The organism is Rhizobium sp. BK376 (assembly GCF_004341625.1).
Classification (GTDB): domain Bacteria; phylum Pseudomonadota; class Alphaproteobacteria; order Rhizobiales; family Rhizobiaceae; genus Rhizobium.
Genome location: NZ_SLZG01000003.1, coordinates 122,321 through 147,643 on the forward strand (window position 1 = coordinate 122,321; position 25,323 = coordinate 147,643).

Below are 25,323 nucleotides of genomic sequence, written 5' to 3' on the forward strand. Positions count from 1 at the left end.
GAAACACCGTTGAAAAGGTTAGGGTTATTTCCGAAGAAATTCTTATTCCCAACGATTACCGTCGAGATATCGTCCCCACATCGCTCGGGAAAATGCGTCTCCCTTGCTGATCTTGCCGGTAGCTTGCGCTAGAAAGGCTTCATGAGCAGCTTCTTCGAGAATGATTCGCCGTCGAACCTTGCCGAATATTCGGTGTCGGAGCTTTCCGGCTCGATCAAGCGCACGGTCGAGAATGCGTTCGACCAGGTTCGCGTGCGCGGAGAGATATCGGGCTATCGTGGGCCACATTCCTCCGGTCATGCTTACTTTTCCCTTAAGGACGACCGCGCCCGCATCGATGCCGTCATCTGGAAGGGCTCGTTCTCGCGTTTGAAGTTCCGTCCCGAGGAAGGCATGGAGGTGATCGCTACCGGCAAGGTGACGACCTTCCCCGGCTCCTCGAAATACCAGATCGTCATCGAAACGCTGGAGCCCGCCGGTGAGGGCGCACTGATGGCGTTGATCGAGGAGCGCAAGCGCAAGCTCGGCGCGGAAGGCCTGTTCGATCCCGAGCGCAAGCGGCGCCTGCCCTATATGCCTGATGTCATCGGCGTCGTGACCTCGCCGACCGGCGCCGTCATCCGGGATATCCTGCATCGCATTTCCGATCGCTTTCCCGTTCATGTTCTCGTCTGGCCGGTCAAGGTTCAGGGCGAGGGCTCGGGCGAAGAGGTGGCGAACGCCATCAATGGCTTCAACGCGTTCCAGCGCGGCGGCGCCCTGCCGCGCCCCGATGTCCTGATCGTCGCGCGTGGTGGCGGCAGTCTGGAAGATCTCTGGAGTTTTAATGACGAGATCGTGGTGCGGGCGGCTGCGGCAAGCGAGATCCCTCTGATATCGGCGGTCGGCCATGAGACCGACTGGACGCTGATCGACTATGCGGCAGACGTCCGCGCGCCGACGCCGACGGGTGCCGCCGAAATGGCCGTGCCCGTCAAGGCCGAGCTGGAGGCCCAGATCTCAGGTCTTGCAGCACGGTTGCAGACGAGCATGAGCCGCCACATGGAGCAGCGCCGTCAGGCGGTGAGGTCACTGTTGCGGGCGCTGCCCTCGCTCGACCAGCTCCTTGCCCTGCCGCGCCGCCGTTTCGACGAGGCAGCTAGCGGTCTCGGTCGCGGATTGGAACTCAACACGCTGAACAAGCGCCGCGCATTCGAGCGCTCTGCCGCCCATCTGCGCCCCGAAGTCCTTTCGAGCCGTATCGCTGAAAAGCGCCAGATGCTGAACGAGCGGATCGTCCGCGCCGAACGCAGGGTGGAGCGTCTGCTGTCGGAAAGCCGCAAACGTCTGTCGAATGCCGAGGTGTCCCTGCGCAGCATGCCGACCCGCTTGGCGACCCAGACGGCCCGCGCCCGCGATCAACTGGCAAATCTTTCCCGCCACGCCGACACCGCGATCCGCCATCAACTGGTACGCGCCCGCGGGGAGCTCGTGGCGCAGGATCGCGTGCTGCAATCGCTTTCCTACAAGAACGTGCTGAAGCGAGGATATGCGGTCGTTCGAGACGAGGATGACAGGCCGGTTTCACTGGCCTCGGCCCTGTCAGCGGGTGCCGCCATCTCCATCGAATTCGCGGATGGTCGTGTGGGGGCGGTGACCGGCGAGGAGGGCACACCATCTTCCGCACCACCCTCCGCGACTGTCAAAAAACGCCCGCCAAAAGCAACCGAGCCTATCCATCCGCCAAAGCAGGGCAGCCTTTTCTGAGAGGCGGACGTCCACGATGGCCGGGGTGCCATTGCCACGAGTCTCTTCTCCCCGTCGAGAAGAAGATGCCGGCAGGCAGATGAGGGGCCTGCGCGCACCTCAACTGATAGGTCTCCAGTGCCGCACCTTCATCCGACCCTTCGGGCCCCCTTCTCACCGAGGGGAGGCCCCCTTCTCACCGAGGGGAGAAGGGGAAAGAGGCAGCCTTCTCAGGCCCATTCACCCCGACGCATGACGGGCACTTTCGAACCGTCCGGCTTGATGCCGTCGATGTCGACCTTGTCGGAGCCGATCATCCAGTCGATGTGGATCAGGCTGGAATTGCCCCCCTGCGCCTTTATCTGCTCCTGGCTGAGCTTGGCGCCGTCGATGAAGCACTTCGAATAGCACTGGCCGAGCGCGATATGGCAGGAGGCGTTTTCGTCGAAGAGCGTGTTGTAGAACAGGATACCGCTTGCCGAGATCGGCGAGGAATGCGGCACCAGCGCCACTTCGCCCAAACGACGGGCTCCCTCGTCCGTATCCAGCACCTTGTTCAGCACTTCCTCGCCGCGCGAAGCCTTTGCCTCGACAATCCGGCCGCCCTCGAAGCGCACCTGGATATTGTCGATCAGCGTGCCCTGATGTGACAGCGGCTTGGTGCTCGATACATGGCCTTCGACGCGCAGCGCATGCGGCGTGGTGAAGACTTCCTCGGTCGGGATATTGGGGTTGCAGGTCACGCCGTTCTTGGCGGTGGAGGCGCCGCCATGCCATTCATGGCCATCCGCAAGCCCGACCTTCAGGTCCGTGCCCGGTCCCTGGAAATGCAGCGTCGAAAATCGCTGTTCGTTCATCCAGGCCGAACGCTTGTGCAGATTGGCATTGTGCTCGGCCCATGCGCCGATCGGGTCGGGAACATCGACGCGCGATGCGGCAAAGATTGCCTTGGCAAGCTTGGCAACCGCGATTTCTTCCGGATCGTCCGGAAAGACGACCTTTGCCCAGGAGGGATTGGGGTAGGAGACGATGTTCCAGTTGATGTCAAAATTCGAGATCTTCTCGAGAGCCGGCTTGTAAGCCGCCGAATTGGCGCGGTTGGCCCGGGCCACCTTGCTCGGATCCTGTCCTGACAACAGCAGCGGATTGTCGCCGGCAATGGCAAGGCGCGCGGATCCGTTGGCATAGGCCTTTGCCATGCCCTCATAGAGCCAGCTGGAGGCACGATCGAAACTTTCATCCGGGGCATGCTCGTAGCGAGCGAGCGTAGCCTCCTCGTCCGCATAGAAGGTCGTCACCAGCCCGGCGCCGGCAATATAGGCATGCCGGGTAATGAGCCGCACCAGCGGCATCGCAACGACAGGCGCCGTGATGACAAGATCCTGGCCCTTTTGCAGCTGTAGCCCGACCTTTACGGCCACTTCGGCGAGCTTTTCCAGCTTGGCGGCATCGACGGAATGGGTGTTTTGCGGAACGATCGTCATGGGAAAACCTGCTTGCTGATTTCGGAAAAGAGGAACTAAGACTTAGTCCCCTTTGCGGCGAAATTGAAGGTGCTTCCGGCTTAAGCGATCAGCGGCGCAGCTTTCGCTTTCAGGACCTTCAGCGCATCCTTCGGATCGAGCCGAACCTGCAGGCCGCGCTGGCCGCCATTGATGAAGACATAGGCCTCGCTCATCGCCGCTTCCTCGATTGCGGTCGGCACCACCTTCTTCTGGCCGAAAGGGCTGATTCCACCGACGTGATAGCCCGTCAGCCGCTCGGCATCGGCAGGCTTCATCATATTGGCCGACTTGCCACCAAAGGCGCCGGCAAGCTTCTTCATGCTCACTTCGTGGTCCGAGGGGACGACGCAGCAGACGGGTTTCCCATCGACCTCAGCCATCAGCGTCTTCAGGACACGATGCGGTTCCTCGCCGAGCGCTTCCGCCGCCTGCAGGCCGACACGTTCGGCATTGGGGTCGTAGTCGTAGGCGTGAACGGTGAAGCTGACTTTGGCTTGGGTCAGAACCTGCGTCGCACGGGTGGTTTTGGACATGGCAACCCTCTATGCATTTCCAATAAGTACGCCACTGTAGATCTCCGGCTTGAACCCAACCAGGAGTTCGCCGTCCTTCTCCAACACCGGTCGCTTGATCATGGAGGGCTGGGCCAGCATCAGCGCGATCGCCTTCTCCCTGGTCAGGTCGGTGCGCTCCTCGTCTGGCAGCTTGCGAAAGGTCGTGCCGGCACGATTGAGCACTGTTTCCCATCCGGCTTCGCTGGTCCAGCGATCGAGATGCGCCCTGTCGATGCCCTCGGCCTTGTAGTCATGGAAGCGATAGTCGATGTCGTGCTCTTCAAGCCAGCTGCGTGCCTTCTTCATCGTGTCGCAATTCTTGATGCCGTAGATCGTGACCGTCATCGTGTTCTCAATCCTCCAATGTGCCGGGTTTGCGTCCCGCAGCGCTCGGCTTGTCGCTGGCGATCTTCATCAGGTCGCCGCGCCGATGCACGAGCCGGTCAGAGATGCGGGTGACGATCAGGCCCGCCTGCGGCGCATGGATATCGATTGATCCATCGGCCATGCCGGGCCTGGTGATGATCGTTGCAAGCAGGTCGCCCGCTGCCACGCGCTCGCCGATCGTGCGATGGAACAAGACGATGCCAGACTGCGGCGCGCGGATCATCTCGATGTTGTCGAGCGGCGCGGCGGGGCCTGTGAATTCGGAGAGCTGGGCAGTGTCATCAAGTACAATGCCGCGTGCGGCAAGGAAGCGCCACAGGCCTTCCGCATCCGATCGCGCCATGTCGGGGTAAACATCGCGCTGGCCGCGCAACTCGACGGTCACCGACAGCTTGTCGCTGAAATGTGTCCTCTTCTCGCCGGGAACGGCATATTTCCAGGCAAAGCTCACGGCCTCTTCGAAAGCGGAACTCTCGCCATCCGAAAGCAGCACGGCGTCCATGTCGAGCGCTGCCGCAAGGTCGGATGCTTCGGGCCAGAATGCCTCGTCGATATAGGCATATTGCAGGGCCTCGTCGTCGCAATGGAGGTCGAGAACCAGATCTGCCCCGAGCGCCATATGGATCAGCTGGCGCTTCAGCCTGTCAGGTGCGCGATAGCGATCGAGGCCTTCGACGAGGCTGTCGCGGTCGCGGATGGAAATCAGCGGAAAGTCGCGGTTGAAGTTCGTCCGCGTGCCGAGATCGAAGCGACCTTCCATTCCGCCGAAAAGCCACTGGCCCGCGCCGATCGGATTGGCTTGCGGCACGACGGTTATGTCGCCGAGGATCGTGCCGCCAGCATCCGCTTGCTGTAGCTTCTGGCAGAGAAAGTGAAGAAGCGCTGTGCCTGGCAGCTCGTTGGCATGCAGGGCCGCCTGAATGTAGATCTTCGGAGTCCCGGGCGCCGATCCCTTGAAATGAAACACAGGCAGTCGCCACGAAATGCCGGGTGTATCCCCTTCGACGACGATTTCGGTGATGTCCATCTCTTCTCTCCTGCCTTGCCGCATGCTGCGGTCACGCTCATAGCAAGCACAAAGAGGGGTAGGCAATGACTTATGCGGGCCAAACGGATCAGGCCCACGCCTTGGAAGGGCGGATGAGCACCCACCTCACTGTTGGTCTCACCAGGCAGGGCACGTTTCTCAGAGCGTGCCGCCGCCCTTGCGCAGGTTAAAACTCAAGGCGAGGCTGAGAAGGACCGCCCCGATGCCGAGGAAGAAAGGGGAGGCATAGCCGAGATGGGCGGCAAAGAGACCCGCAAGAGGCCCGGTCGCACCCAGCGCCACATCGAGGAACACCGAGTAAAGGCCAAGTGCGACGCCGCGGTTTTGCGGCGGGATCTGAGCCATAGCCTCGTTGCCGAGCGCCGGAAAGACCGGCGCGAAGCCGGCGCCGGCAAGTGCTGCGCCGACAATGGCTATGATCGGATTGGGCGCGCAGGCGAGGGTGACGAGGCCGATGACCTCGAGAATTAGCGAAAGACGCGCCACCGGCAGGCCGCCATAGCGGGCAACCACGCGGGCAAGCCATATGCGGATACCCATGAAGGCGAGACCGAAGGCGCTGAGCGCAAAGGGTGCGCCGTCCCAGTTGCGGCTATGAAAGTACAGCGCGATGAACGTCATGATCACGCCGAAGCCGCAGGAGGCAAGGGCCATAGCCGTGCCGAACGGGGCGATCCGCGTGAAGACCTGTCCTGTCCCCATGCCCTTCTTGCTGATGCCGGGCACTGTCGGCCGCGTCCGCGCCACGAGCAGACCCGCAATCGCAAGCAGAATTGTGACTACGCCTGTGGCAACGAAACCGAACTGGCCTTCCAGCCACGCGCCAAAGGGTGCTGCCAGCGAGATGCCGCCATAGGTCGCAATGCCGTTCCAGGAAATGATGCGGACCGTGTCCTTCTGGCCGAAAAGCCCGATCGCCCAGGTGATCGCCGCGGTGCTGACCCAGCTCTCGCCGACGCCGAGCGCAAGCCGGCCGGCAAGCAGAAGGGCAAGGCTCAGAGCCGGCATGGACGTGACCAGTGCCGAAAGCAGCGTGAGGATGCCGCAGAGGATATAGGCAAAGAAGCCGAGCGTTACGGAATATTTCGGCCCGTGGCGATCCGTAAGACGCCCGACCTGGGCGCGGCTGACGATCGTCGCCACATATTGCGTGCTGATCGCAATGCCCGCCCAGACCACGCCGAAGCCGAGCCCGGTATCCACATAGGTCGGAAGTACGGCAAGGGGCAGACCGATCGCGAGATAGCCGAAAAAGGTCAACGCGACGATGGACAGGAGCGAAAAGGTGGATTGCATGGCTGTTTTCACAAGATCTGGTCGCCGGACATCGACGAGCGATGTCCATGCTGCTGCTTTGCCAGGGCAGATCGGTGATAGCGCGACGGGGATCAGGCGATCGGCTCGAGGCCGCTGAAAGGGTAAGCACGACATCATCCACCGGCGCTTCATGTGCCGGAATTTGCTGCCGTTCAGGATGGTGATGACGCGGCATATCCGGATGAATACGCAAAGTCACTGAAATGCGGATAACAGCCGATTGCTAAGCTCGTCAATCAAATTGCTGCTCTGCAGCAATAAATTATCGTGACAGCGGCAAGCGACGTGCCGCCGTCGACAAGACGACACGTCCGGGGCCTATCAATCCCCCGCTAAGCCGTCAGGATCACGCTGCCGGTCGTGCGGCCGGCTTCGAGATCCTCATGTGCCTTCGCAGCCTCTTCGAGCGGATATTCCGCACCGATCGGATTGATCAGGCCCGATTGCAGCGCGGCAAACAGGTCCGTGGCGCCCTGGCGATAAAGATCGGGATCGTTGGCATAGGCAAGCACGCTCGGACGCGCCAGGCCGATGACGCGGGGCGCGCTCAGCTCCTCGACGCGAATGGGCGGAATCGGGCCTGCCGGCTGGCCAAGGCTGGCGACCACGCCGAAGGGGCGCACGGTTCCGAGTGTCTTCGAAAGCATCTCTCCGCCAATACCATCGACGGCAAGATGCGCGCCCTTGCCATCCGCGAGGCGCCGCGCCTCCTCAGCCCAGTCCGATGCCGTATGGAGAAGGACTGCATCGGCACCCGCCTCTTTCGCAATCGCCATCTTGGCCTCGGAGCCGACAGTGCCGATCACCCGGCCACCCATGCTTTTTGCCCATCGTGTGACGAGCTGGCCGAGGCCTCCGGCTGCCGCATGAACGAGAACCCATTCGCCGGCATTGAGGCGATGGATCTTGTGGAGCAGCATATGGGCGGTGAGGCCGCGCAGCATCGAACTTCCGGCGACACGTTCGCTGACGCCATCGGGCAGGCGAATAAGGCGCGATGCAGGCAGGGTCCGCACTTCAGCATAGCCGCCCAGCGGATGACCGGTATAGGCAACACGGTCTCCGATCTTGAGGTCGGTCACATCGGCACCGATCGCCTCGACGACACCCGCGCCCTCGAGCGCCAGCACATCGTGGCCCGATGGCATGGGGTAGAGACCCTTGCGGTAATAGATATCGACGAAATTGACGCCGATCGTGCTCTGGCGGATCCGGACCTCGCCGGGCCCCGGTGCGGGCACCGAAACATCGGCGGGCTTGAGAACATCGGGCGCGCCTGGCGCAGTGAGAATGACGGCGAGTGACATGGGCTTTCTCCTTTTTCTGGGAAGGAGAGGATCACAAAGCGCAACCGGAATAAATTCGGTATGTATTCACTTTACCTGTGCAATAATGCACCGATGATCGATTGGCAGGACCTTCTTCATTTCGTCGTGCTCGCCCGCACCGGTTCGTTGTCGGCGGCTGCGCGCACCCTCGGCGTCGATCACGCAACGGTCGGTCGCCGCATCGCAGCGTTGGAGCGTGCCCTGGATTTGCGCCTCGTCGATCGCTTGCCACGGAGTTCTCCCCTCACATCGGATGGCCGGGCGATTGCCGAACTCGCCATGGAAATCGAGGAGAAAGTGGAGGCGATCCGCCGCTATTCCAGAGGTGCCGCTGCCAAGCCCGCCTCGGCAATCCGGGTGAGCGCGCCTCCGTCGATTGCCGCACGCCTGGTTGCGCCCAATATTCCCGATTTTCGGCGGCGCCACCCCGATATCACCTTGACGCTGTCTGGATCGACCGAGGCCGCGGCGCTGGATCGCGGCGAAGCGGAGATCGCCGTGCGCATGACACGCCCCGAAGAGGCCGACCTCCTGGTTCGCCGCATCGGGACGATGCGCTTCGGTCTCTATGCCTTGCCGAAGGTTGCCGCTCAGCCGCCTGAAAGCTGGAGCTTCATCGGCTATGATTTGAGGCTGGATCACTTGACGCAGCAGGCATGGCTGAACAGCCTGCTTGCCGGCCGCCAAATCGTCTTTCGCGCCGGTGATGTCTTCGGCCAGCAGGAGGCGGCACGTGCGGGTCTCGGCGTCGTGGCACTTCCCGTTTTTCTGGGCGACGCAGATCCCGTCTTCGTTCGCCTGCCGACCGCCGTTCCTTCTCCCGCACGGGATCTGTGGCTTGTGACCTATCCTGATCTGAGGCGGTCGCCAGCGATCCGCAGCGTCATGGATTTCTTAAGCGAGATCGTTGGGAAGGCATGTCAGATAAGGGAGTGAAAGATTGCTTTCGCCCTCGATCTAGTGCAACGGCCAAGGGCCAAAATGGTCATGCCGCCCTTCGCCGATATGGCTCTGCACGAGGAATATTTGGCTCGCTTGGATCACGAAGGGATCAGGCAATCGTCTCTTGCCGATATCCTTCCCCCGATAGAACAAGGTCATGTGCGGCTGGCATCCACAATCGAGCGCTGCGTAAAAACCGGCGAGGCGAAGCGCCTTCACGAGCTTGATATGGAGCAGCCGAAATTGAGTTTGGCCCTTTTCGCCACAGAGCACGACATGTTTCGTCGGCGTATCGTAGGTCATCAGACAATCCAGAACCAATGTGAACGGCTCCATATGAATGTCCTTAATAGCTTCACTGATGGCGACGGCGATTTCTTCGGGTGATTCCTCGTAGCCACCTATTCCACATGTCGTCAGATGCAGGAGGCCCGCTGGGCGCGGGCCTCTATAAAAAGCATGCTCTCGATGTAAGCCATCCGCAATAAGGGTGGCTTTCTGAGCGATCTCAAAGCCAGGCAAAATGGCAATGAAGTATGCCGGTTGACCATTCCTAGGGGTGACTCGATGCCACCGCTGCATGGTTTGAAGATCAAGAGGTAGCTGTGTTGACGCAGAACCCATCGCTTTTCGAGGCTGCCTCATGCAGCCTCGCCTCCGAATGATGAAAGGATGAATAAGACTAACGTGAAAAGAGTCCTAGTTCAAGAACAAAAAGTGAACAGAATACTTGCCAATGCATGACCGGAGGCGCAAGAATCGGGTTGAAACAGCAGCGCCAACGCACGATGTTGAAGGCAAATGAAAAAATGGAGGCCGCGTTATGGCTCACCCAACACATCACTATCATGTCTTCGCAACCGAGGGCGGTTACTGCGCGATCGCCTGGAACGATGTCGGCGTAACGCGATTTCAGCTGCCGACGAAAAGCGCTGACAGCACGGAACGCCTGATGTTGCGCCGCCTGCCGGATGCCGAGCGCGGCAATCCCACCGCTGAAGTGGCCGAAGCAATAGCCGCGGTAAAGCGCTACTTCGCCGGTGAAGAAACGGATTTCTCGGCCATCACTCTCGATCTCGATGGCCAGGACGATTTCTTCAAACAGATCTACGCTGCAGCCCGCCGGATCGGATGGGGGCATACGACGACCTATGGAGCCCTGGCGAAAGAACTCGGCGCCGGTCCTGAGGCTGCCCGCGATGTCGGCCAGGCCATGGCCAAAAATCCCGTGGCCCTGATCATTCCCTGCCACCGCGTCCTTGCAGCCGGCGGCAAGATCGGTGGCTTTTCAGCGCCCGGGGGCTCGGTCTCTAAGGCGCGAATGCTTGTACTCGAAGGCGTCCATGTGGGATCTCAGGAGCCGGTCCAGCAATCTCTCGGCTTCTAACGGCTAGCGGCGCGCGACATCACGCACCGCTCGCTTGCTCTCTGCTCCCGGCGAACTTGCCGTTTACGGAAGCCTAGGAGGCCATCACATTGCCGGCGAGTGCCTTGGCTGCTTTCGCCTGCGGACGCATGAGCAAATAGAATGCTGCGAAATGCGTGATCATCAGCAGGGGCACGTAGAGGATCGGGATTGCGTAGGTGGCGCCCAACTCCCCCGCAAGTTCGGGAAGGCCGAACTGGATGCCGTGATAGTAGTCGATGATGATATCGGCCGCGCCGACGAGATTGAAGGCGACGACGAACAGCCAGAAGAGCGGACCCATCCTGACCATGAAAAGCGCCAGCATCGCGAGCAGCCCTGTCGCAAAGTCGCCATAGGCCGCGAAACCAGCAAAGCCCGCGGGCAGGTTGGGGCCGATGACGCCGGGAACGATGAAGACGAGCCCGAAGAAGCGGAAGCTGTGCAGCGTCGCGATGGCGCGTTGCGCATCCACCCGGTTCATCGCCTTGAGCCGGGGCCAGGCATAGGTGCCGAAGCAAAGCAGCCATGGCACGTAACCCAAAACGAGATGTATCTGGAAGATGATCGCCGGGGACATGTCTCCTCCTGTCAGCTGTTGGTTGACGCGGCCTCGAACACCGCAGTCAGGATACCAAGGCGGTCTTCGAGCAGATTTCGTCCGAGGTTGAAGGAGAGCTGCGCGAAGTCGGGTCCCATCACCACGCCCAGATTTGGCGAAGGCGGCGCCCCCGACGCGCGCAAAGCTGTGAACCAAGCCTTTGCGGCCTCGCTGTCATCCTGAAAAGCCAACATGTGGAAACCGGCCTGTTCGATCGCCTCGCGGGTCGTGTTAGCAGTCATCAGGAAACTGATGTCAGGCGTGCGCGCCCAGGGAACGGGATAATGCGGCTCGCCCTTTTTCGACACGACATCGAAGGTCGCGAAGCGGCCGCCCAATTTCAGCACGCGCCTGATCTCACTGTAGAGCCCCGCACGGTCGGCGATGTTCATCGCCACATGCTGCAGCAGTACGACGTCGAAACGACCGGCTTCAAATGGAAGTTCAAGCGCACTCCCTGTCTCGAACGTCACCTGCCCGCTCGATCCTGTCCGCTCGGTCAGATAGCGCGCGGCGTCGACGAATGGTTTGCTAAGGTCGATGCCGGTCACGCGGCAGCCATAGGTCGCGGCGAGAAAGCGCGCCGGCCCGCCGATGCCGGAACCGACATCGAGAACCGACATGTCGGCGGAAATCCCGGCCAATTTGGCAAGCCCGGCGGTTGCGGCAAGACCGAGCGTGTGAAACTGATCAAGGCTCGCAAGTTGTTCAGGCGTAAGCCGCTGATCCTCCGGCCCTAGAACGCTGAGCGCCGTCTTCAGCCGCTCGGTCAGGCCGTTCGCGAGATAGTGGTCGCGGACGCCGTCTGCTATGTCGGTCATCGCAAAATTCCTTTCAGGTTTCCGGTCAGGCCATGTTTACAACTGCTTCCTGTGAGCGACTATTCGCGATAATGTCGACGAGCCATGAAGCATAACTTCACAGTCAGACAGGGCGCGCTCGATGGCGTAGAAGCGTTCCTGAGCGTTGCCGGGCACCGCAATTTTCGCAAAGCGGCCGCGGAACTCGGAGTAACGCCATCTGCCATCAGCCAGGCAGTGCGCACGCTTGAGGCGCGCGTCGGCGCAGCGCTCTTCATCCGCACGACCCGCAGCGTCGGCCTGACCGAAGCCGGCGAGCGTTTCCTTTCACGCGCAAAGCCAGCCTTCGAGGAGCTTGTCGCCGCAAGCGAAGTCGCGCGTGACCTCGGGCAGCGGCCGACCGGACTGTTGCGCCTCTCGGTGCCTCCCGCCGTCGTGCCGATCCTGCTGGAACCGCTGATCGCATCCTTCTGCCGGCTCTATCCTGAGGTCGAGGTGGAGATTGCCGCAAGTGGGGAACTGGTCGATCTGGCGGCGGAGGGCTTTGATGCCGGCATCCGGATGGGTCAGTTTATCGCCGCCGACATGGTCGCGGTGCGGTTGACGCCGCCTCTTCCTTTAGTCGTCGTCGCCAGCCCCGATTACCTCGATCAGCGAAAGCGGCCGGAACGCATCGACGATCTGCGCGGACACGCCTGCCTGCGCATGCGCCGCTCGGATGGGTCGATCGCGCCCTGGCCTTTTGTGGATGGCAACAGGGCGGTCGAGGCAATCCTTTCCGGGCCGCTAATCGCCCACGACTACCCCGCACTCCTCGGCGCGGCGATCCGTGGTGTGGGGCTTGCGCAGGTGCCGGCCCCGCTTGCCGAAGCGCCGCTTGCTGACGGCCGGTTGCAAGCGCTGCTCGCCCCCTTTGCCGTCAAAACGCCGGGAATTTTTCTCTATCATTCGGGGATACGCCAGGTCTTGCCCAAGCTGCGTGCCTTCATCGAGCACGTCAAATATAGGGGTACTTGATACGCTGTGCCCTTAGTGAGCAGCCGAATTCCGGCGACGGTAATCGCCGCGCAGAGGAATCAACGGCTCCGACGGGAAAGGTTGGAAATGGGTCTCGTTCTAAATCTTCTCGTCCAGACGATTGTCTGGTTCGGCCTCATGGGCGCGATCATTTTCGCTGCCGCGGGCACGCTAGACTACGCCGGCGGCTGGCTCTATCTCGGTGGAATGATCGTCGTGTCAGTCGTTTTTGGGCTGGATATAATGCGCGTCGATCCGGGTCTGCTCAGAGAGCGCCTGAAGCCGCCTGTACAGAAGGACCAGCCACTCGCGGACAAGTTGATTATCGTCCCGCTCCTGCTCCTCATATTCGGAGGGATGGCCTTCATGGCGGCGGATGCTGCGCGCTGGCATTGGTCCATGATGCCGCCCACCGTGCAATGGGCAGGGGCCGGCGTCCTCATGGCCGCACTCTTGTTCATCTATTGGACGATGCGCACAAACAGCTTCGCAGCACCCGTCGTAAAGATACAAAAAGACCGCGGGCAGGCGGTTATCACGACAGGCCCCTATGCCATCGTCCGCCATCCCATGTATTTCGGCGCACTCTTCTACGTCGCCGGTACTTCTCTTGTGCTCGGATCGTGGTGGGGGCTGGTGACGGTCCCGTTGCTGGCCCTCTTGTTCGGCATCCGGATCGGCATCGAGGAGCGGACGCTGCGGACGGGTCTCGAAGGCTATGATGAATATGCCCGCCAGGTGCGCTGGCGCCTGGTTCCATTCATCTGGTGATACGGCCTGCCTGCTTGGGCATGGCGACGAACAGAACTCCGTGGAACCCAGCAACCTAGGGTGAGATTGTCAGTTCCGCACCCTCCATGACGTAGCGGACATATTTATAGTCATGGATGAAGGTGATCTCGCTTCCGTGCCATTCCAGCCACATGAAATAGCTCGGCTTGGCGGCGAGGCGGCTGTCAAATACCGCGATGACCTCACGTCGCTCCAGCCAGGCGGGCTGAAGCCATACGTCGCCGATCTTCGCATAGATGCTGAAGAACATTCCAACATCCGCCGAGCCTGTTCGAACGGGATGCGTCGATTGATTCAATTTCACATCATCCGCCAGCATCGCGCGCAGGCCGTTCCAGTCCCCCCGATTGAACAGAGCGACATAACGCTCCACCGCGGCGGAGGACGATTTGATTTCGGGAAGCGGAGACGCTTTCTCGTTTATCGCGCGAAGACGGGCGCGACCGCGTGCAAGATGCGCCTTGACGGAGTCGATTGTGAGATCAAGGAGTGAAGCGATATCGGCGAGCGGCTCATCCAGGACGTCTTTCAGGACAATCACGCTGCGCTGGAGAACCGGAAGCTCCGTAAAGCGCGATACCGCTGTCTTCACCGCTTCCTGACGCATCAATATCTCCACGGGATCGGGGCTTGCCTGGTCGACGACATCATGTGCTGCCTCTATCGGCTCCGCGGCTCGGATGGCTTTGCTGCGCAGCATATCCAAGGCGCGGTTATGGGCGATCCGAAAAAGCCAGGGGCGAAGTTGCGGCGTTTCCGTCAGTCCATCAAGGGCGAGGAATGCCTTGGCAAGCGTATCCTGCACGACGTCCTCGCCCTCGATGACCGAACCCACGAGACGTGAACAATAGCGGTGAAGCTCGGGCCGCAACTCTCCAGCCAGGGCGAGAAGCTCAGCCCGTCGATCGGCTTTCGAAGACTGTTCGCCGTTGGTCAAGCCGTCACCCCTCCATTACAGTCACGCCGGCGTCGCCGTTAAGGCCGAAGACGATGCCATCGGCATATTGTGGATCTTCCAGAACAGAAATCACCCGGTCGCCGAATTGTCGAGGTGGCATCGGAGCGCCAAATCGGGCGACGAATTGCTCCGGCGTAATTCCCATCGAGCCTGCATAGGCGCCGGCGGCCACATCGCCTGTTCCGGTTCCCAAAATCATCTGCCGCGGCACGATAGCCTGAAAACGAATGCCGAGGTTCAATTCCCGCGAAACGCCGTTCGCATATTTCGTCATGAACCACAGCATCTTCTTCGAGCCGCCATAACCGCCCGACATCTGCGAACCGGTCACCGCGGCGCCACTCGAGCCGACCAGAATCCTGCTTCCAGGCTTCAGCGGAAGATTGAGAGCTGCCTGAAGCCAGAACAGGCCCGCTTTCACATCCGTTTCCCAAGCCACGGAAAAGTCCTCCCAGCTCAGTTGATCCAATCGCCCCATCCGCGGCGTCACACCGGCATTGAGCGCCAGGATATCCGGCCGGATATCGGCAAGGATGCGATTGGCGGCGGCGCGATCCGTTACGTCGGCGGAGATAGTTGCGACCCCAAGACGGGCTCTCACGGCTTCGAGTGCGTCTGCTCCCCGGGCGACCACGGTGACTTTCGCGCCTTCGGCAACAAGCGCTTCGACCAAACCCAGTCCAAGGCCGCGGCTTCCACCGGTCACAACCGCGCTTTTATCTCTAAGGCTCATCTGCTTTGCTCCAATGTTCCAATGAAGCCAAGACGATCGAAGCGCCGGAAAAGAGTCAGATCCCGGCTCTTTTGATGCCTCTTTGTTAGATCTCATCGGCACAAGCTCCGGGAATGCGGGGACGAAGCAAGCCCCGATAGTCGCAGAACCCATAACCAGATGTTTGGGCCACCCGCTGCCGCCTCGCGTCTATTCGCCGGCGCGCAAAAATCCCTGACTCTTTTTGCTCCCGTTGAACGTCTTGGAGAGAGTAATCACTGGAGCAAGACCATGACCATCAACGACAGGACTGTACCTGCAGACGACTCCAATAAGGGAAGACGTCCCAATATGCCCCCGATCGTGTCGCCGGACGAGTGGACGTCCGCGTGGGGGGAAATGCTTGTTAAGGAAAAAGTGTCGACCCGCGCTCGCGATGCGCTGGCGGCGGAACGCCGTCGTATGCCATGGATGGCAGTCGAGAAGGACTATGCATTCGAGGGACCGCAAGGCAAGGTGAGCCTCCTCGATTTGTTCGAAGGCCGTCGGCAGTTGATCGTCTACCGCGCCTTCTTCGAGCCTGGCGTTCACGGCTGGCCGGACCACGCCTGTCGCGGCTGCTCGCTCGGGGCAGATCAGGTCTCAAATCTTGCCCACCTGAACGCGAGGGATACCATCCTCGCATACGCTTCCCGCGCACCTCTGGCCGATATCGAACGTTTGAAGGCCCGGATGGGCTGGGAGATGCCCTGGTACAGCTTCGAGGGGAGCTTCGATATTGATTTCGGCGTAGACCAATGGCACGGCCACAATGTCTTCTTCCGCGATGGCAACCAGATTTTCCGCACCTATTTCACCAACAACCGCGGTGACGAAGCCTTGGGTACCACCTGGAGCTATCTCGACATCACCCCACTCGGGCGGCAGGAGGTCTGGGAGGACTCTCCGGAAGGCTATCCCCAGACACAGACATACAAGTGGTGGAATTGGAACGACAATTACGAGGCCGGCGCGGCACCCGACGCCAAGTGGGTCGAGGTGTCGGACGTTGGTGAGGCGGCGTTCCGAAATCAGAACAAAGGCTCGCACGAATGAGCGAGTCTTATATTGACCGGTCGACGGGCGCATCGAAAATACCCCATCCGTTGACATGTCGGATCGCGACGTGGCTGCCGATCGCAGCCGCGCCGACCTTTGCAGCCATGGCAATCATCACCACGTTGCCGACCGCCGGGAACATGGAGATGATGTGCGGCGCCGATCCTTTTTCGCTAGGGGGAATGGGGTCGATGTATCTGCTGATGAGCGTGTTCCATTCCGCTCCGTGGCTGAAACTGATCGGCAATCGATTGAGCCGCGAGACAGGGAGGCCGACGATATGAAAATCGGCGTTATCGGTACGGGGGAAATGGGTGGAACCTTGGCCCGCCGCTGGCGGGAGAAGGGACACTCCGTGCGAGTCGCCAACTCACGAGGCCCTTCTGCGGTTAAGCCGTTCGCGGATGCTATTGGGGCGGAAGCGACGGATATATACGGCGCAGTGGCCAATTCGGACGTCGTCTTGCTCGCGATGGCATTCCCGGTGGCGGCTACGTTACCTGGAGATTTATTCAGTCAGGCTCGGGATGACCTCGTCATAGTTGACACGTCAAACTACTACCCCGATGTGCGTGACGCCCGTATTTCCGAGATCGATTACGGCATGCCGGAAAGCGTGTGGACTTCGCGTCAACTCGGTCGCCCCATCTTCAAAGCGTTTAACAGTATCATGTTCTATGCTCTGTCAGAGTTTGGAAAGCTGGAGGGGTCTTCCAACCGGTTGGCCATCCCTGTGGCCGGCGATAATTCTCGGGGAAAATCCGTTGTTATGGAGCTCATAAACGATATGGGATTTGATCCGGTAGACGGTGGATTATTGCAGGATTCGTGGCGGCAACAGCCTTCGACGCCGGCGTATTGTTGTGACTATGACGCAGAGACGACTCTGCGGGGGATCGCTGCTGCGGTCAAAGGTAAGGCGGAAACGATACGCGACACCCTATGGCGAGAAAAGTACGGCCAGCTATTCGCCAATAACCCAGCCTACGCCGATGTCCACGACGCCATCATCACAATGAACCGCTCGTTCAATCCTCTCTAGACCATTCCCGCTTTTCTCCGAGTCGTGGAAACGTTCTATCTCTTTGATTTGACGCAATTCCGAACGCAAAACCGTGTTACACTTTTGCTGGAATTGCTTTAGTCAACTGCTAACGTCGCCGTGTCAGGAAGCCAAAGACCGGCGACAATCGACACCTATCGATACACCCAGTTGCCAACGGATACGCTGTTCTATCCCAGCGTATCCGTCATTGGCACCTGATCCTCATTCCCACTCGATCGTACCCGGCGGCTTGCTCGTCACATCGTAGACCACACGGTTGATGCCGCGGACTTCGTTGATGATGCGGGTTGCGGCGCGGCCGAGGAATTCCATGTCGTAGTGGTAGAAGTCCGCTGTCATGCCATCCACCGAGGTGACGGCGCGAAGGGCACAGACGAATTCGTAGGTGCGGCCGTCGCCCATGACGCCGACGGTCTGGACAGGAAGCAGCACGGCAAACGCCTGCCAGATCGCGTCGTAGAGACCAGCCTTGCGGATCTCGTCGAGATAGATCGCATCGGCTTCGCGGAGAATCTCCAGCTTTTCGCGGGTGATGCCGCCTGGGCAGCGGATGGCAAGGCCGGGGCCGGGGAAGGGGTGGCGGCCGATGAAACTGTCGGGCAGGCCGAGCTCCTTGCCTAGCACGCGCACCTCGTCCTTGAAGAGTTCGCGCAGCGGCTCGACCAGCTGCATGTTCATCCGCTCGGGAAGGCCGCCGACATTGTGGTGCGACTTGATGGTAACCGACGGGCCGCCGGAGAAGGAAACGCTTTCGATGACATCAGGGTAGAGCGTGCCCTGGGCCAGGAAATCGGCGCCGCCGAGTTTCTTTGCCTCGGCTTCGAAGACGTCGATGAACAGGCGGCCGATCGTCTTGCGCTTGGTTTCCGGATCGCTCTCGCCTTCCAGCGCATTGATGAACAGGTCGGATGCATCGACATGCACCAGATGCAGATTGTAGTGTTCCTTGAACATGGCGACAACATCGGTCGCCTCGTTCTTGCGCATCAAGCCGTGGTCGACGAGGATGCAGGTCAGCTGGTCGCCGACCGCCTCGTGGATCAACAGTGCCGCAACCGAGCTGTCGACGCCGCCGGAAAGGCCGCAGATGACTTTGCTGTCGCCGACCTGCTTCTTGATCGCTTCCACCGCCTTGGCGCGGTAGGCCGACATCGTCCAGTCGCCCTTCAGGCCGGCGATGTTGTGAATGAAATTGCTGATCAGCTTGGCGCCGTCGGGCGTGTGCACGACTTCCGGGTGGAACTGCACGCCGTAATATTTGCGGGCCTCGTCGGCGATGAAGGCGAAGGGCGCGTTGGGAGAGGTCGCGACGATCTCGAAGCCTTCAGGCAGTGCCGTGACGCGGTCGCCGTGGCTCATCCAGACCTGATGGCGGGTGCCCGAGCACCAGAGGCCTTCGAACAGGGCGCAGTCCTTGTCGACTTCCAGGAAGGCGCGGCCGAATTCGCGGTGGTGGCCGCTCTCGACCTTGCCGCCGAGCTGCATGCACATGGTCTGCTGGCCGTAGCAGATGCCGAAAACGGGAACGCCGCTCTCGAAGATGATCTGTGGTGCCCGCGGCGAGCCCTCATCGACCGTCGAGGCCGGGCTGCCTGATAGAATCACGGCCTTCGGCTTGAGGCGGCGAAAACCTTCGTCGGCGGATTGGAAGGGAACGATCTCGCAATAGACGCCCGCTTCGCGCACGCGCCGTGCGATGAGCTGTGTAACCTGGCTGCCGAAATCGACGATGAGGACGGTGTCTGGATGTGCTGTCTGGGTCATGGCGAGCCTTTAAAGAAAAGCGCTTTCCCTTGCAATCCGGCAAAACGGCGGAAATCCGATTTTATTGTCCCGATTGTCCCGGCAAACGGGATGTTCGCCGGGGCAAAACAGCAGAACGACCGTCTGCCCGATCAGAACCAGAATACTCCGTCTTCCAGTGCGGTGAACAGGCTGTCGATGGCGTCGGAAAGCTTGCGATCGACCACATGCAGATATTCGGTCCAGCCGGAAATATGCTGCAGTTCGACGACACCGTCGGAAATGCCGCGCAGGCCGATCAGCGGCAGCTCCCATTGCTGGCAGGCGCGCAGGATCGCAAAGGTTTCCATGTCGACCATGTCGGCCGAAATCTTGGAATAGGCATCGAGGCCCGATATCACATTCCCGCCGGTGGAAAGGCTTGCTTCTGGCACGCCCGGAATGCGGAGCGGCAGATCGATAATCGCAGGCAGATCGAGGAACGGCGTCCGGCCTTTTTCAAAACCGAGAGGGGAGGCATCCATATCGCGGTATGAGACCGAGCTGACCTGATAGACCTCCGTCTGCTCAAGCCGTGCAGAGCCAGCCGAGCCGAGCGAGACGACCATATCTGGCAGATCGCCATGGGCTTCGAGCTGCGTCAGCGCCCGGGTCAACACAATCGCCGCCTCGACCGGCCCGACACCAGTCATCAGCGGGTCGATCCTGGAGCGCAGGAAGGGGCCGTATTCAGCCTCTGCCGCCATGACGAACAGGATCGATTTTCCCGCCACGGATTTCAGTTCGAATTTCATCCTGTAATTCCCTCTCTTCCCCTAATGACCATCATCGTGCCAGTCATCGAGGCGATGAGCTTTGCAGGTCCGTCGGTAATGGCATAGGCCCGGCCGTCGGCAACGATGATCGTCGTGCCGGGCTTTGTAACTTCGCCGCGAAACAGGAAACGGTCTCCGCGTCCCGGCGACATCAGATTGACTTTGAATTCGATGGTCAGGATCGATGCATCGGGGTCGATCACGCTATAGGCGGCAAAGCCGCAGGCCGAATCCAGCGCGGCGGAGATGATTCCCGCGTGTAGAATGCCATGCTGCTGCGTCAGCTTGACGTCGAACGGCATCTCGATCTCGATCATGCCGTGCTCGACGCGCGTCAGTTCCGCGCCGATGGTCGCCATCGCCGCCTGCCGCTCAAAACTCTGTCGGATCCGCTGCCGGAAATCGCCGCTCTCGTCGCCAATCATCTGCTGTCCTCTCGCGGTTGCGAAAGTGGCATGGCGGCTAATTTTCGACAAGCGCCAAGTGGTCGATTTAGTTCAGATAAACGATCGATGCATTGAGCAGTGTCGCAAAGCTAACCCAGGCGGCATAGGGAATGAAAAGCAGGGCAACGGTCCCATCGCGGCGCCAACGTTCCACGATGAAGCAGAGGATGACGACAAGCAGCGCAACGATCACGAAAAGCCCCGGCACCGTCAGCCGAAAACCGAAGAAGACGGGCGACCAAGAGAAATTCAGCAAAATCTGCAACCACCAGAGCTTCATGCCGGCAGAACCGCGATCGCCGATCCAGGTCCTCGCCCCGGCAATGCCGATCAGGATGTAGAGGATCGTCCACGCTGGGCCGAACAGCCAGTTCGGTGGAGTGAACTGCGGCTTGGCGAGCGTCTGGTACCATTCACCGGGAAGATTGATGAAGCCGATCAGCACGCCGATGCCGACGACGAAGATGATGAAAAGGAGATAGGTCGCAGGCTTGTTCATGTCGGATTAGCTAGGGCCGATCCCGAATTCCGCCAGCCTCGATCAACTGCGCTGCCGACCGGCTCAGCGATCCGCACGATATGCTGATCCCACGCAACATCGCTGTGCCGCCCGAGAAAATCGCCGCGATAGGAGGAAATCGCAAATCCGTCTTTCGCCGGCGCTATGCCCGCAGCATCCGATATACTTTCCTCCCTGAGGAGAGTTCTGGTTCCGGCATCGAGAGTGACAACAGCTCCATTGGATCAGCTCTGTCATTTATTCGCGAATAATTGCCGAAAAAGCTGGCCCGTGATGGCTTGGTATACTGTGAGCGGAAACACCTCGATATTGTCCATGGAGAAGCTTCCACCAAGTATCGGCGCTATTTTCCAACCCAGGCATTCCTCGTGTGTTGGCACCAACCCGTTCCCAAGCGCGATTTCCGCCAAGTCCGCGCCAAACCACTCATTGCGGAACTGATCCTGGTCCTTCTTTTCATTGAAGTCGTCTGAACTGTCCGCAATCCGATGGAAATCTCCTTCAAGGAGGTCGAGATGCCAATGCGATCCATCGGGTGCGCCAAAAATCCAGTCTCCGAAGATGCCAATCATCAGCGGCTTTGCATCTGCCGGCACAAGCCAATGCCAATGCATCAACAAATGGTCGCAATCCATATCATCACAGGAAACGGCAAGCTGGCGTAGCACCGATGGTCCTCCGGAAATCGTAATCGATTTGCTTGAGTCTCACATGAACATAACCCGAGGTTTGCGCCACTAAATCAACCGCGGGCAATCCGCACGATATGCTGATCCCAGGCGACATCGCTGTGCTGTTCGAGAAAGTCGCCGCGGTAGGAGGAAATCGCAAATCCGTCTTTCGCCGGCGCTATCCCCGCTGCATCCGTTATGCTTTTCACCTTGAGGAGGGCTCCGGTTCTGGCATCGAGCGTTACCGCAGCACCATTGACCGGCGAGGTCACACCGACGAGGTTTTCCGCCCGGTTGACGGCAATTGCGCCGACATAGTTACCGAGCTTGCGCGTGGTTTCATCAGGCAGCGAGACGAAGGTCAGGTCTTCACCCCTGGCGAAATGACCGACCAGCGGCGGCAGTTCATTGCGCGGACCTTCGTACTGGCAGGCAAACCAGATCCGTCCCCTCGCGTCGAGATCGACATGCCGGGTCGAGACCTGGGCATATTGCGGCGGCAGCGTATGCTTTTCGATCAGCGATCCGGTTGCCGCGTCGATCAGCGCCAGCGAAGGTTCCATATGGTCGAGGTTGAGCTTGGTGCGGCCGAAATCCGGATTGGTCTCGATGCCGCCATTGGCAACGATCAGGAGGCTTCCGTCGTCGGAAACCGTCATGTCATGCGGCCCGACGCCGAAGGTCTCGTATTCGCCGATGCGGGCGAAGCGATCACGGGCATCGTAGATGCCGATCATGCCGCGATTGTTCTCGAAGTCGTTCTCGCTGGCATAGAGCAGCCGACCGTCCGGCGAGAATGTGCCATGACCGTAGAAATGCCGGCCCTCGCGAGATGCGACGACGATTGGCTCGCTCTTCGTCCAGGGATCGAAGATCATGGCATAGGTGCCCGGCCGCCGCGCGAAGGCAACGGTCCGGCCGGTGACGGGCGAAAAGGCCATTCCATGCGCGCGCGCCGGCAGAGCGACCTGGTCGACGATCTCGCCGCGCTCGGTGACGGTCGCCACCGCATAGGAGCCGTCAGCTGCGCGGATACCTGATGCATAGACCGCGTCGGCCCGTTCCAGCGCCATGACGGCGCCGGGCTTCAATGCCGCAAGGAAGGTGATCCCTGCAGCCTTCATGAATGCCCTGCGATCGATCAGCGCACTGCGCGGCATCGCTCAGTCACCGTCGGCGAAGGAGAAGCCTGCGGAAAGGCCCATCGCGCCGCCGTAACCGTCGGAGAAATCGGTCGTCAGTTGGCGGCTCTCATTGCGCAGCACATCGATCTTGGCACGCTCGGCATCGCTGGAAATCGCAGCCTCGATGTCAGGGTTGACGGTCGGAGCGGTCGCAACAAGCGTCTTCAGCAGGCCGTCGATCTTGCCGACGACGTCGCGCTTGTCCGGTGGCAACAGATCGGCCATGCCGGCCTTCTGCCAGAGCGCCTGTAGCCCTTCGAGATTGCCGGCGATGGCAGTCCAGGTGTTGCCGGAGCGCCAGTAGATCGCCATCTTCGGCCGCGCCGCATTCATATCGCCCTTGTAGAAGCTCTCAAGCCGCTGGTCGCGAACGTTCTCGGCGCCATGTACGAGCACGCCGAGCAGGGCGGTTGCCGCTTCCTTGCCGTCCATGAAATCCTGGCTGTCCTTGCCGGGGTTCTTCCAGGATTTCTGAATGCCGTTTGAGTCTTCCCAGGCGTCCGTCAGTTCCTTCGAGACATTCTCGATATTGCCGGCAACGGCCGCGCCGTAGCGGCAGCGGAAACCGTTCTTGTCCTTTGAAAGCGTGTCGGAATCGCTGCCATGGAGTACATATTCGAGCGCTGTCAGGCTCATCAGCGCTACGCTCTTCGAGGCAACGCCCTCGACCGTCGCATCCTTTTCATCGGCCTTCGCGATCAGCGCCTGCACCTGCTTGAGGCCGATGCCCTTGCGGTCAGGGTAGAAGAGGATGTGCTCAAAGCGGTTCTTCTCGATGACGGGACCGGCCTCGACGATCTCGATCATGGACCAGTTCTTGACCGTATCGGCGAAGGCGGACTTGGCAGCCTTCAGCGTATCGTCCGACGGCGCCGAGCAGAGCGCCTTCATCGCTGTCGTCAGCCGCGAGGCGGAGTCATGCATGTTGCGATAGCCGGGACGGATGAAGTCGTCGACCGCCTTCTGCATGACGGCCGGCACCGCAGCCTCGTTCAGCGTTCCGAAGGGAGCCGCCTGCTGGGCAGCTGCAGGCAATGCCGCGACGCCAAGGAGCAGGCTGGCAAACATTGTTGCGATCGGGCCGGTAAGCGGGAATTTCCAGGGACGCATCAGAGAGACTCCAGAAAGGTTATGAGGGCTTGCCTGTCATCTCCAGGCAGGGATGCGAATGCGTTGCGCGCCTTTTCCGCTTCTCCGCCATGCCAGAGGATGGCTTCGGTCAGGTTTCGTGCGCGGCCGTCGTGAAGAAAGAAGGTGTGGCCGCTGACGGTCTGGGTGAGGCCTATGCCCCAGAGCGGCGGTGTCCGCCAATCGCGGCCGGATGCCACGCCCACCTGCTGGCCGTCGGAGAGGCCTTCGCCCATGTCATGTAGCAGGAAGTCGGAATAGGGCCAGATCAGCTGGAATTGCTGGGCCGGGTCGGCGGCCTTGTCGCTGGTGACGAATTTCGGCGTGTGGCAGGCGGTGCAACCGGCTTGATAGAAGACCTGCTTGCCGTGGAGCACATCCGGGAAGCTCGCCTTGCGGCGCGCCGGAACCGCGAGGTTCTTCGAGTAGAAGGTGATCAGATCGAGGATCGTCTCTGATGTCTCGGTAGGCCCGAGACGCTTCTGGACGCCGTTGGGCATGGCAAGGCAGGCGGGCTCCTTGTCAGTGCAGTCGCCCTGGGCGTTTGGCCGGTCCGGATTGGAGATGCCGATATCCGTATCGAGCGCATCGGCGGCCTGGTCGCGCACGGTCGCGTTCTGCGCCTTCCAGCCGAAGCGGCCGAGCGCGAGCTTGCCGGTGCGATGGTCGCGCACGATGGCCGCTCGTCCCCTGATGCCGTCGCCATCGCGGTCATCGGGATCGGCGTGAGCGAGAATATCGGCTTCGGGGATCGCCTCGATCAGGCCGAGGCCGAGCATTGGAGGCGCGACGCGGGCGGATACGGTGGTCGCGGGATCAAGCGGGCCGTAGGCGAGATCGCCGGCCGTGTAGTGGGGCCGGCGCAGCGAAACGGTTTCGCCATCCGAGAGCGTCACCGTCTCTTCGGTGTACGTGACCTGCACATTGCCCTCGGCGGCAAGGCCGGGCACGGCCCGATCCTGAAGCTGCGTGCCATAGGTCGGGTCAGGAAAATTGATGGCGTGAAAGCTGTCGAACGCCTTCTGTTCATCGGGCGTGGTGGCCGGCCGCGCCAGACGCAGCACCATGGAGCTGGCATTGCCGTCGCTATCGGGCGGATGCCCGCGACCGTCCTTGATGTGGCAGCTCTGGCAGGAGCGTGCATTGAAAAGCGGGCCAAGCCCGTCGGCCGCCTGCGTCGAAGATGGAGACGAGACCCAGAGCTGGCGGAAAAGGGCATTGCCGAGATGGAAATTCTCTTCGCGATCGAACCCGAGATTGGCGGAAGGCTGGGAGAAGGCGTTGAGAGTGACGGGCGCGATCGAGGTCGTCGCACCGCTTTCCATCGCCTCGTAGGTCTCGGCCTTGGTGAAATCGGTGGTCGGCCGCGTGAGGTTCTCGACGCGCTTCAGCTGCTCAGGCGTCAGGTCCGTCCGTATTTTCGGAAAGTTGATCGTATCGGCGGCGACCAGAGAAATGGTGCCCGTAAGCGCTGCGATTGCGAGCGCGGACAAAAGAACAGGGCGGGTGACGATACGCAACATCAAGGGATCAAGGGCGGCGGCGGAATGCCGCCGCCCTC

At 60.7% G+C, this 25,323-nt stretch carries 27 protein-coding genes and 1 pseudogene; 8 read left to right on the forward strand and 20 right to left on the reverse strand.

The genetic code is table 11. The annotated features are described in order from the left end of the window. Positions 1–141 precede the first annotated feature (141 nt). Positions 142–1,746: an exodeoxyribonuclease VII large subunit gene (xseA, locus tag EV561_RS08980; RefSeq protein WP_132520304.1), complete on the forward strand. Its 1,605-nt coding sequence runs from the start codon at positions 142–144 to the stop codon at positions 1,744–1,746. A gap of 209 nt (positions 1,747–1,955) precedes the next feature. Here the strand turns inward: xseA and EV561_RS08985 are convergent, their stop codons facing one another. The 6 genes from EV561_RS08985 to EV561_RS09010 all read right to left on the reverse strand — a co-directional run bounded on the left by EV561_RS08985 (position 1,956) and on the right by EV561_RS09010 (position 7,843). Then, a complete protein-coding gene (locus EV561_RS08985; protein ID WP_132520307.1) occupies positions 1,956–3,209 on the reverse strand; it encodes an aminopeptidase in 1,254 nt (417 codons plus the stop codon). A gap of 80 nt (positions 3,210–3,289) precedes the next feature. Beyond that, positions 3,290–3,763 (reverse strand): Cys-tRNA(Pro) deacylase, encoded by a 474-nt coding sequence (gene ybaK, locus EV561_RS08990; protein ID WP_132520310.1) that lies wholly within the window; start codon positions 3,761–3,763, stop codon positions 3,290–3,292. A gap of 9 nt (positions 3,764–3,772) precedes the next feature. After that, on the reverse strand, positions 3,773–4,129 hold the full coding sequence (locus tag EV561_RS08995; protein ID WP_132520313.1) for an ArsC family reductase: 357 nt from the start codon (positions 4,127–4,129) through the stop codon (positions 3,773–3,775). A gap of 7 nt (positions 4,130–4,136) precedes the next feature. Further along, positions 4,137–5,198 (reverse strand): succinylglutamate desuccinylase/aspartoacylase family protein, encoded by a 1,062-nt coding sequence (locus tag EV561_RS09000; RefSeq protein WP_132520316.1) that lies wholly within the window; start codon positions 5,196–5,198, stop codon positions 4,137–4,139. A 159-nt stretch (positions 5,199–5,357) separates the two neighbouring features. Further along, on the reverse strand, positions 5,358–6,515 hold the full coding sequence (locus tag EV561_RS09005) for an MFS transporter (RefSeq protein ID WP_132520319.1): 1,158 nt from the start codon (positions 6,513–6,515) through the stop codon (positions 5,358–5,360). Between the two features lie 353 nt (positions 6,516–6,868). After that, positions 6,869–7,843: a quinone oxidoreductase gene (locus EV561_RS09010; RefSeq protein WP_132520322.1), complete on the reverse strand. Its 975-nt coding sequence runs from the start codon at positions 7,841–7,843 to the stop codon at positions 6,869–6,871. 60 nt (positions 7,844–7,903) lie between these two features. On the opposite strand from EV561_RS09010, the gene EV561_RS09015 reads away from it, so the two are divergent. After that, positions 7,904–8,800 carry a LysR family transcriptional regulator gene (locus EV561_RS09015; protein ID WP_245512635.1) on the forward strand — a complete coding sequence of 299 codons (897 nt, stop codon included), beginning with the start codon at positions 7,904–7,906 and terminating at the stop codon, positions 8,798–8,800. 21 nt (positions 8,801–8,821) lie between these two features. Here EV561_RS09015 and EV561_RS09020 read toward each other — a convergent pair whose 3' ends face one another. After that, positions 8,822–9,451 (reverse strand): 2'-5' RNA ligase family protein, encoded by a 630-nt coding sequence (locus EV561_RS09020; protein ID WP_132520325.1) that lies wholly within the window; start codon positions 9,449–9,451, stop codon positions 8,822–8,824. A 178-nt stretch (positions 9,452–9,629) separates the two neighbouring features. Between EV561_RS09020 and EV561_RS09025 the strand changes: the two genes are divergently transcribed. Further along, positions 9,630–10,193: a methylated-DNA--[protein]-cysteine S-methyltransferase gene (locus tag EV561_RS09025; protein ID WP_132520328.1), complete on the forward strand. Its 564-nt coding sequence runs from the start codon at positions 9,630–9,632 to the stop codon at positions 10,191–10,193. Between the two features lie 73 nt (positions 10,194–10,266). On the opposite strand, the gene EV561_RS09030 is transcribed toward EV561_RS09025, so the two are convergent. After that, entirely contained in the window at positions 10,267–10,791 is a 525-nt protein-coding gene (locus EV561_RS09030; protein ID WP_132520331.1) for a hypothetical protein, read from the reverse strand. A gap of 11 nt (positions 10,792–10,802) precedes the next feature. Next, a complete protein-coding gene (locus EV561_RS09035; protein ID WP_132520333.1) occupies positions 10,803–11,633 on the reverse strand; it encodes a class I SAM-dependent methyltransferase in 831 nt (276 codons plus the stop codon). A gap of 84 nt (positions 11,634–11,717) precedes the next feature. On the opposite strand from EV561_RS09035, the gene EV561_RS09040 reads away from it, so the two are divergent. Both EV561_RS09040 and EV561_RS09045 read left to right on the forward strand, forming a co-directional pair. Next, positions 11,718–12,629: a LysR family transcriptional regulator gene (locus EV561_RS09040; protein WP_132520336.1), complete on the forward strand. Its 912-nt coding sequence runs from the start codon at positions 11,718–11,720 to the stop codon at positions 12,627–12,629. Between the two features lie 87 nt (positions 12,630–12,716). Further along, positions 12,717–13,400 carry an isoprenylcysteine carboxylmethyltransferase family protein gene (locus EV561_RS09045; protein ID WP_132520339.1) on the forward strand — a complete coding sequence of 228 codons (684 nt, stop codon included), beginning with the start codon at positions 12,717–12,719 and terminating at the stop codon, positions 13,398–13,400. A gap of 55 nt (positions 13,401–13,455) precedes the next feature. On the opposite strand, the gene EV561_RS09050 is transcribed toward EV561_RS09045, so the two are convergent. Both EV561_RS09050 and EV561_RS09055 read right to left on the reverse strand, forming a co-directional pair. Then, a complete protein-coding gene (locus EV561_RS09050) occupies positions 13,456–14,358 on the reverse strand; it encodes a sigma-70 family RNA polymerase sigma factor (protein WP_132520342.1) in 903 nt (300 codons plus the stop codon). Between the two features lie 4 nt (positions 14,359–14,362). Beyond that, positions 14,363–15,112 (reverse strand): SDR family NAD(P)-dependent oxidoreductase, encoded by a 750-nt coding sequence (locus EV561_RS09055; RefSeq protein ID WP_132520345.1) that lies wholly within the window; start codon positions 15,110–15,112, stop codon positions 14,363–14,365. A gap of 330 nt (positions 15,113–15,442) precedes the next feature. On the opposite strand from EV561_RS09055, the gene EV561_RS09060 reads away from it, so the two are divergent. From EV561_RS09060 to EV561_RS09065, 3 genes are read left to right on the forward strand one after another with little or no spacing between them, the layout of a single operon-like run. Next, the gene (locus EV561_RS09060; protein WP_245512649.1) at positions 15,443–16,186 is read left to right on the forward strand and encodes a DUF899 domain-containing protein; all 744 of its coding nucleotides are present in this window, start codon (positions 15,443–15,445) and stop codon (positions 16,184–16,186) included. Continuing rightward, complete coding sequence (locus EV561_RS37110) at positions 16,183–16,473, forward strand: hypothetical protein (RefSeq protein ID WP_165927779.1); 291 nt, start codon at positions 16,183–16,185, stop codon at positions 16,471–16,473. Before EV561_RS09060 ends, EV561_RS37110 begins: the two co-directional genes overlap by 4 nt. After that, positions 16,470–17,231 carry an NAD(P)-binding domain-containing protein gene (locus tag EV561_RS09065; RefSeq protein ID WP_165927780.1) on the forward strand — a complete coding sequence of 254 codons (762 nt, stop codon included), beginning with the start codon at positions 16,470–16,472 and terminating at the stop codon, positions 17,229–17,231. Before EV561_RS37110 ends, EV561_RS09065 begins: the two co-directional genes overlap by 4 nt. A 225-nt stretch (positions 17,232–17,456) precedes the next feature. On the opposite strand, the gene guaA is transcribed toward EV561_RS09065, so the two are convergent. The 9 genes and pseudogenes from guaA to EV561_RS09110 all read right to left on the reverse strand — a co-directional run bounded on the left by guaA (position 17,457) and on the right by EV561_RS09110 (position 25,285). Further along, complete coding sequence (gene guaA, locus EV561_RS09070; RefSeq protein ID WP_132520354.1) at positions 17,457–19,019, reverse strand: glutamine-hydrolyzing GMP synthase; 1,563 nt, start codon at positions 19,017–19,019, stop codon at positions 17,457–17,459. Between the two features lie 131 nt (positions 19,020–19,150). Beyond that, positions 19,151–19,792, reverse strand: coding sequence for a 5'-methylthioadenosine/S-adenosylhomocysteine nucleosidase (locus EV561_RS09075; protein WP_132520357.1), 642 nt, complete (start codon positions 19,790–19,792; stop codon positions 19,151–19,153). Next, on the reverse strand, positions 19,789–20,238 hold the full coding sequence (locus EV561_RS09080; RefSeq protein ID WP_132520360.1) for a PaaI family thioesterase: 450 nt from the start codon (positions 20,236–20,238) through the stop codon (positions 19,789–19,791). Before EV561_RS09080 ends, EV561_RS09075 begins: the two co-directional genes overlap by 4 nt. 67 nt (positions 20,239–20,305) lie before the next feature. Further along, positions 20,306–20,758 carry a TspO/MBR family protein gene (locus EV561_RS09085; RefSeq protein WP_132520363.1) on the reverse strand — a complete coding sequence of 151 codons (453 nt, stop codon included), beginning with the start codon at positions 20,756–20,758 and terminating at the stop codon, positions 20,306–20,308. Continuing rightward, a pseudogene (locus tag EV561_RS09090) lies at positions 20,755–20,997 on the reverse strand (DUF1513 domain-containing protein); the annotation flags it as partial. The pseudogene EV561_RS09090 and the gene EV561_RS09085, both read right to left, overlap by 4 nt. 15 nt (positions 20,998–21,012) lie before the next feature. Further along, positions 21,013–21,447: a T6SS immunity protein Tdi1 domain-containing protein gene (locus tag EV561_RS09095; RefSeq protein WP_132520366.1), complete on the reverse strand. Its 435-nt coding sequence runs from the start codon at positions 21,445–21,447 to the stop codon at positions 21,013–21,015. 74 nt (positions 21,448–21,521) lie between these two features. Further along, positions 21,522–22,610 (reverse strand): DUF1513 domain-containing protein, encoded by a 1,089-nt coding sequence (locus EV561_RS09100; RefSeq protein WP_132520369.1) that lies wholly within the window; start codon positions 22,608–22,610, stop codon positions 21,522–21,524. A 3-nt stretch (positions 22,611–22,613) separates the two neighbouring features. Next, positions 22,614–23,744, reverse strand: coding sequence for an imelysin family protein (locus tag EV561_RS09105; RefSeq protein ID WP_132520372.1), 1,131 nt, complete (start codon positions 23,742–23,744; stop codon positions 22,614–22,616). Next, a complete protein-coding gene (locus tag EV561_RS09110) occupies positions 23,744–25,285 on the reverse strand; it encodes a di-heme oxidoredictase family protein (RefSeq protein WP_132520375.1) in 1,542 nt (513 codons plus the stop codon). Before EV561_RS09110 ends, EV561_RS09105 begins: the two co-directional genes overlap by 1 nt. Between the last annotated feature and the right edge of the window lie 38 nt (positions 25,286–25,323).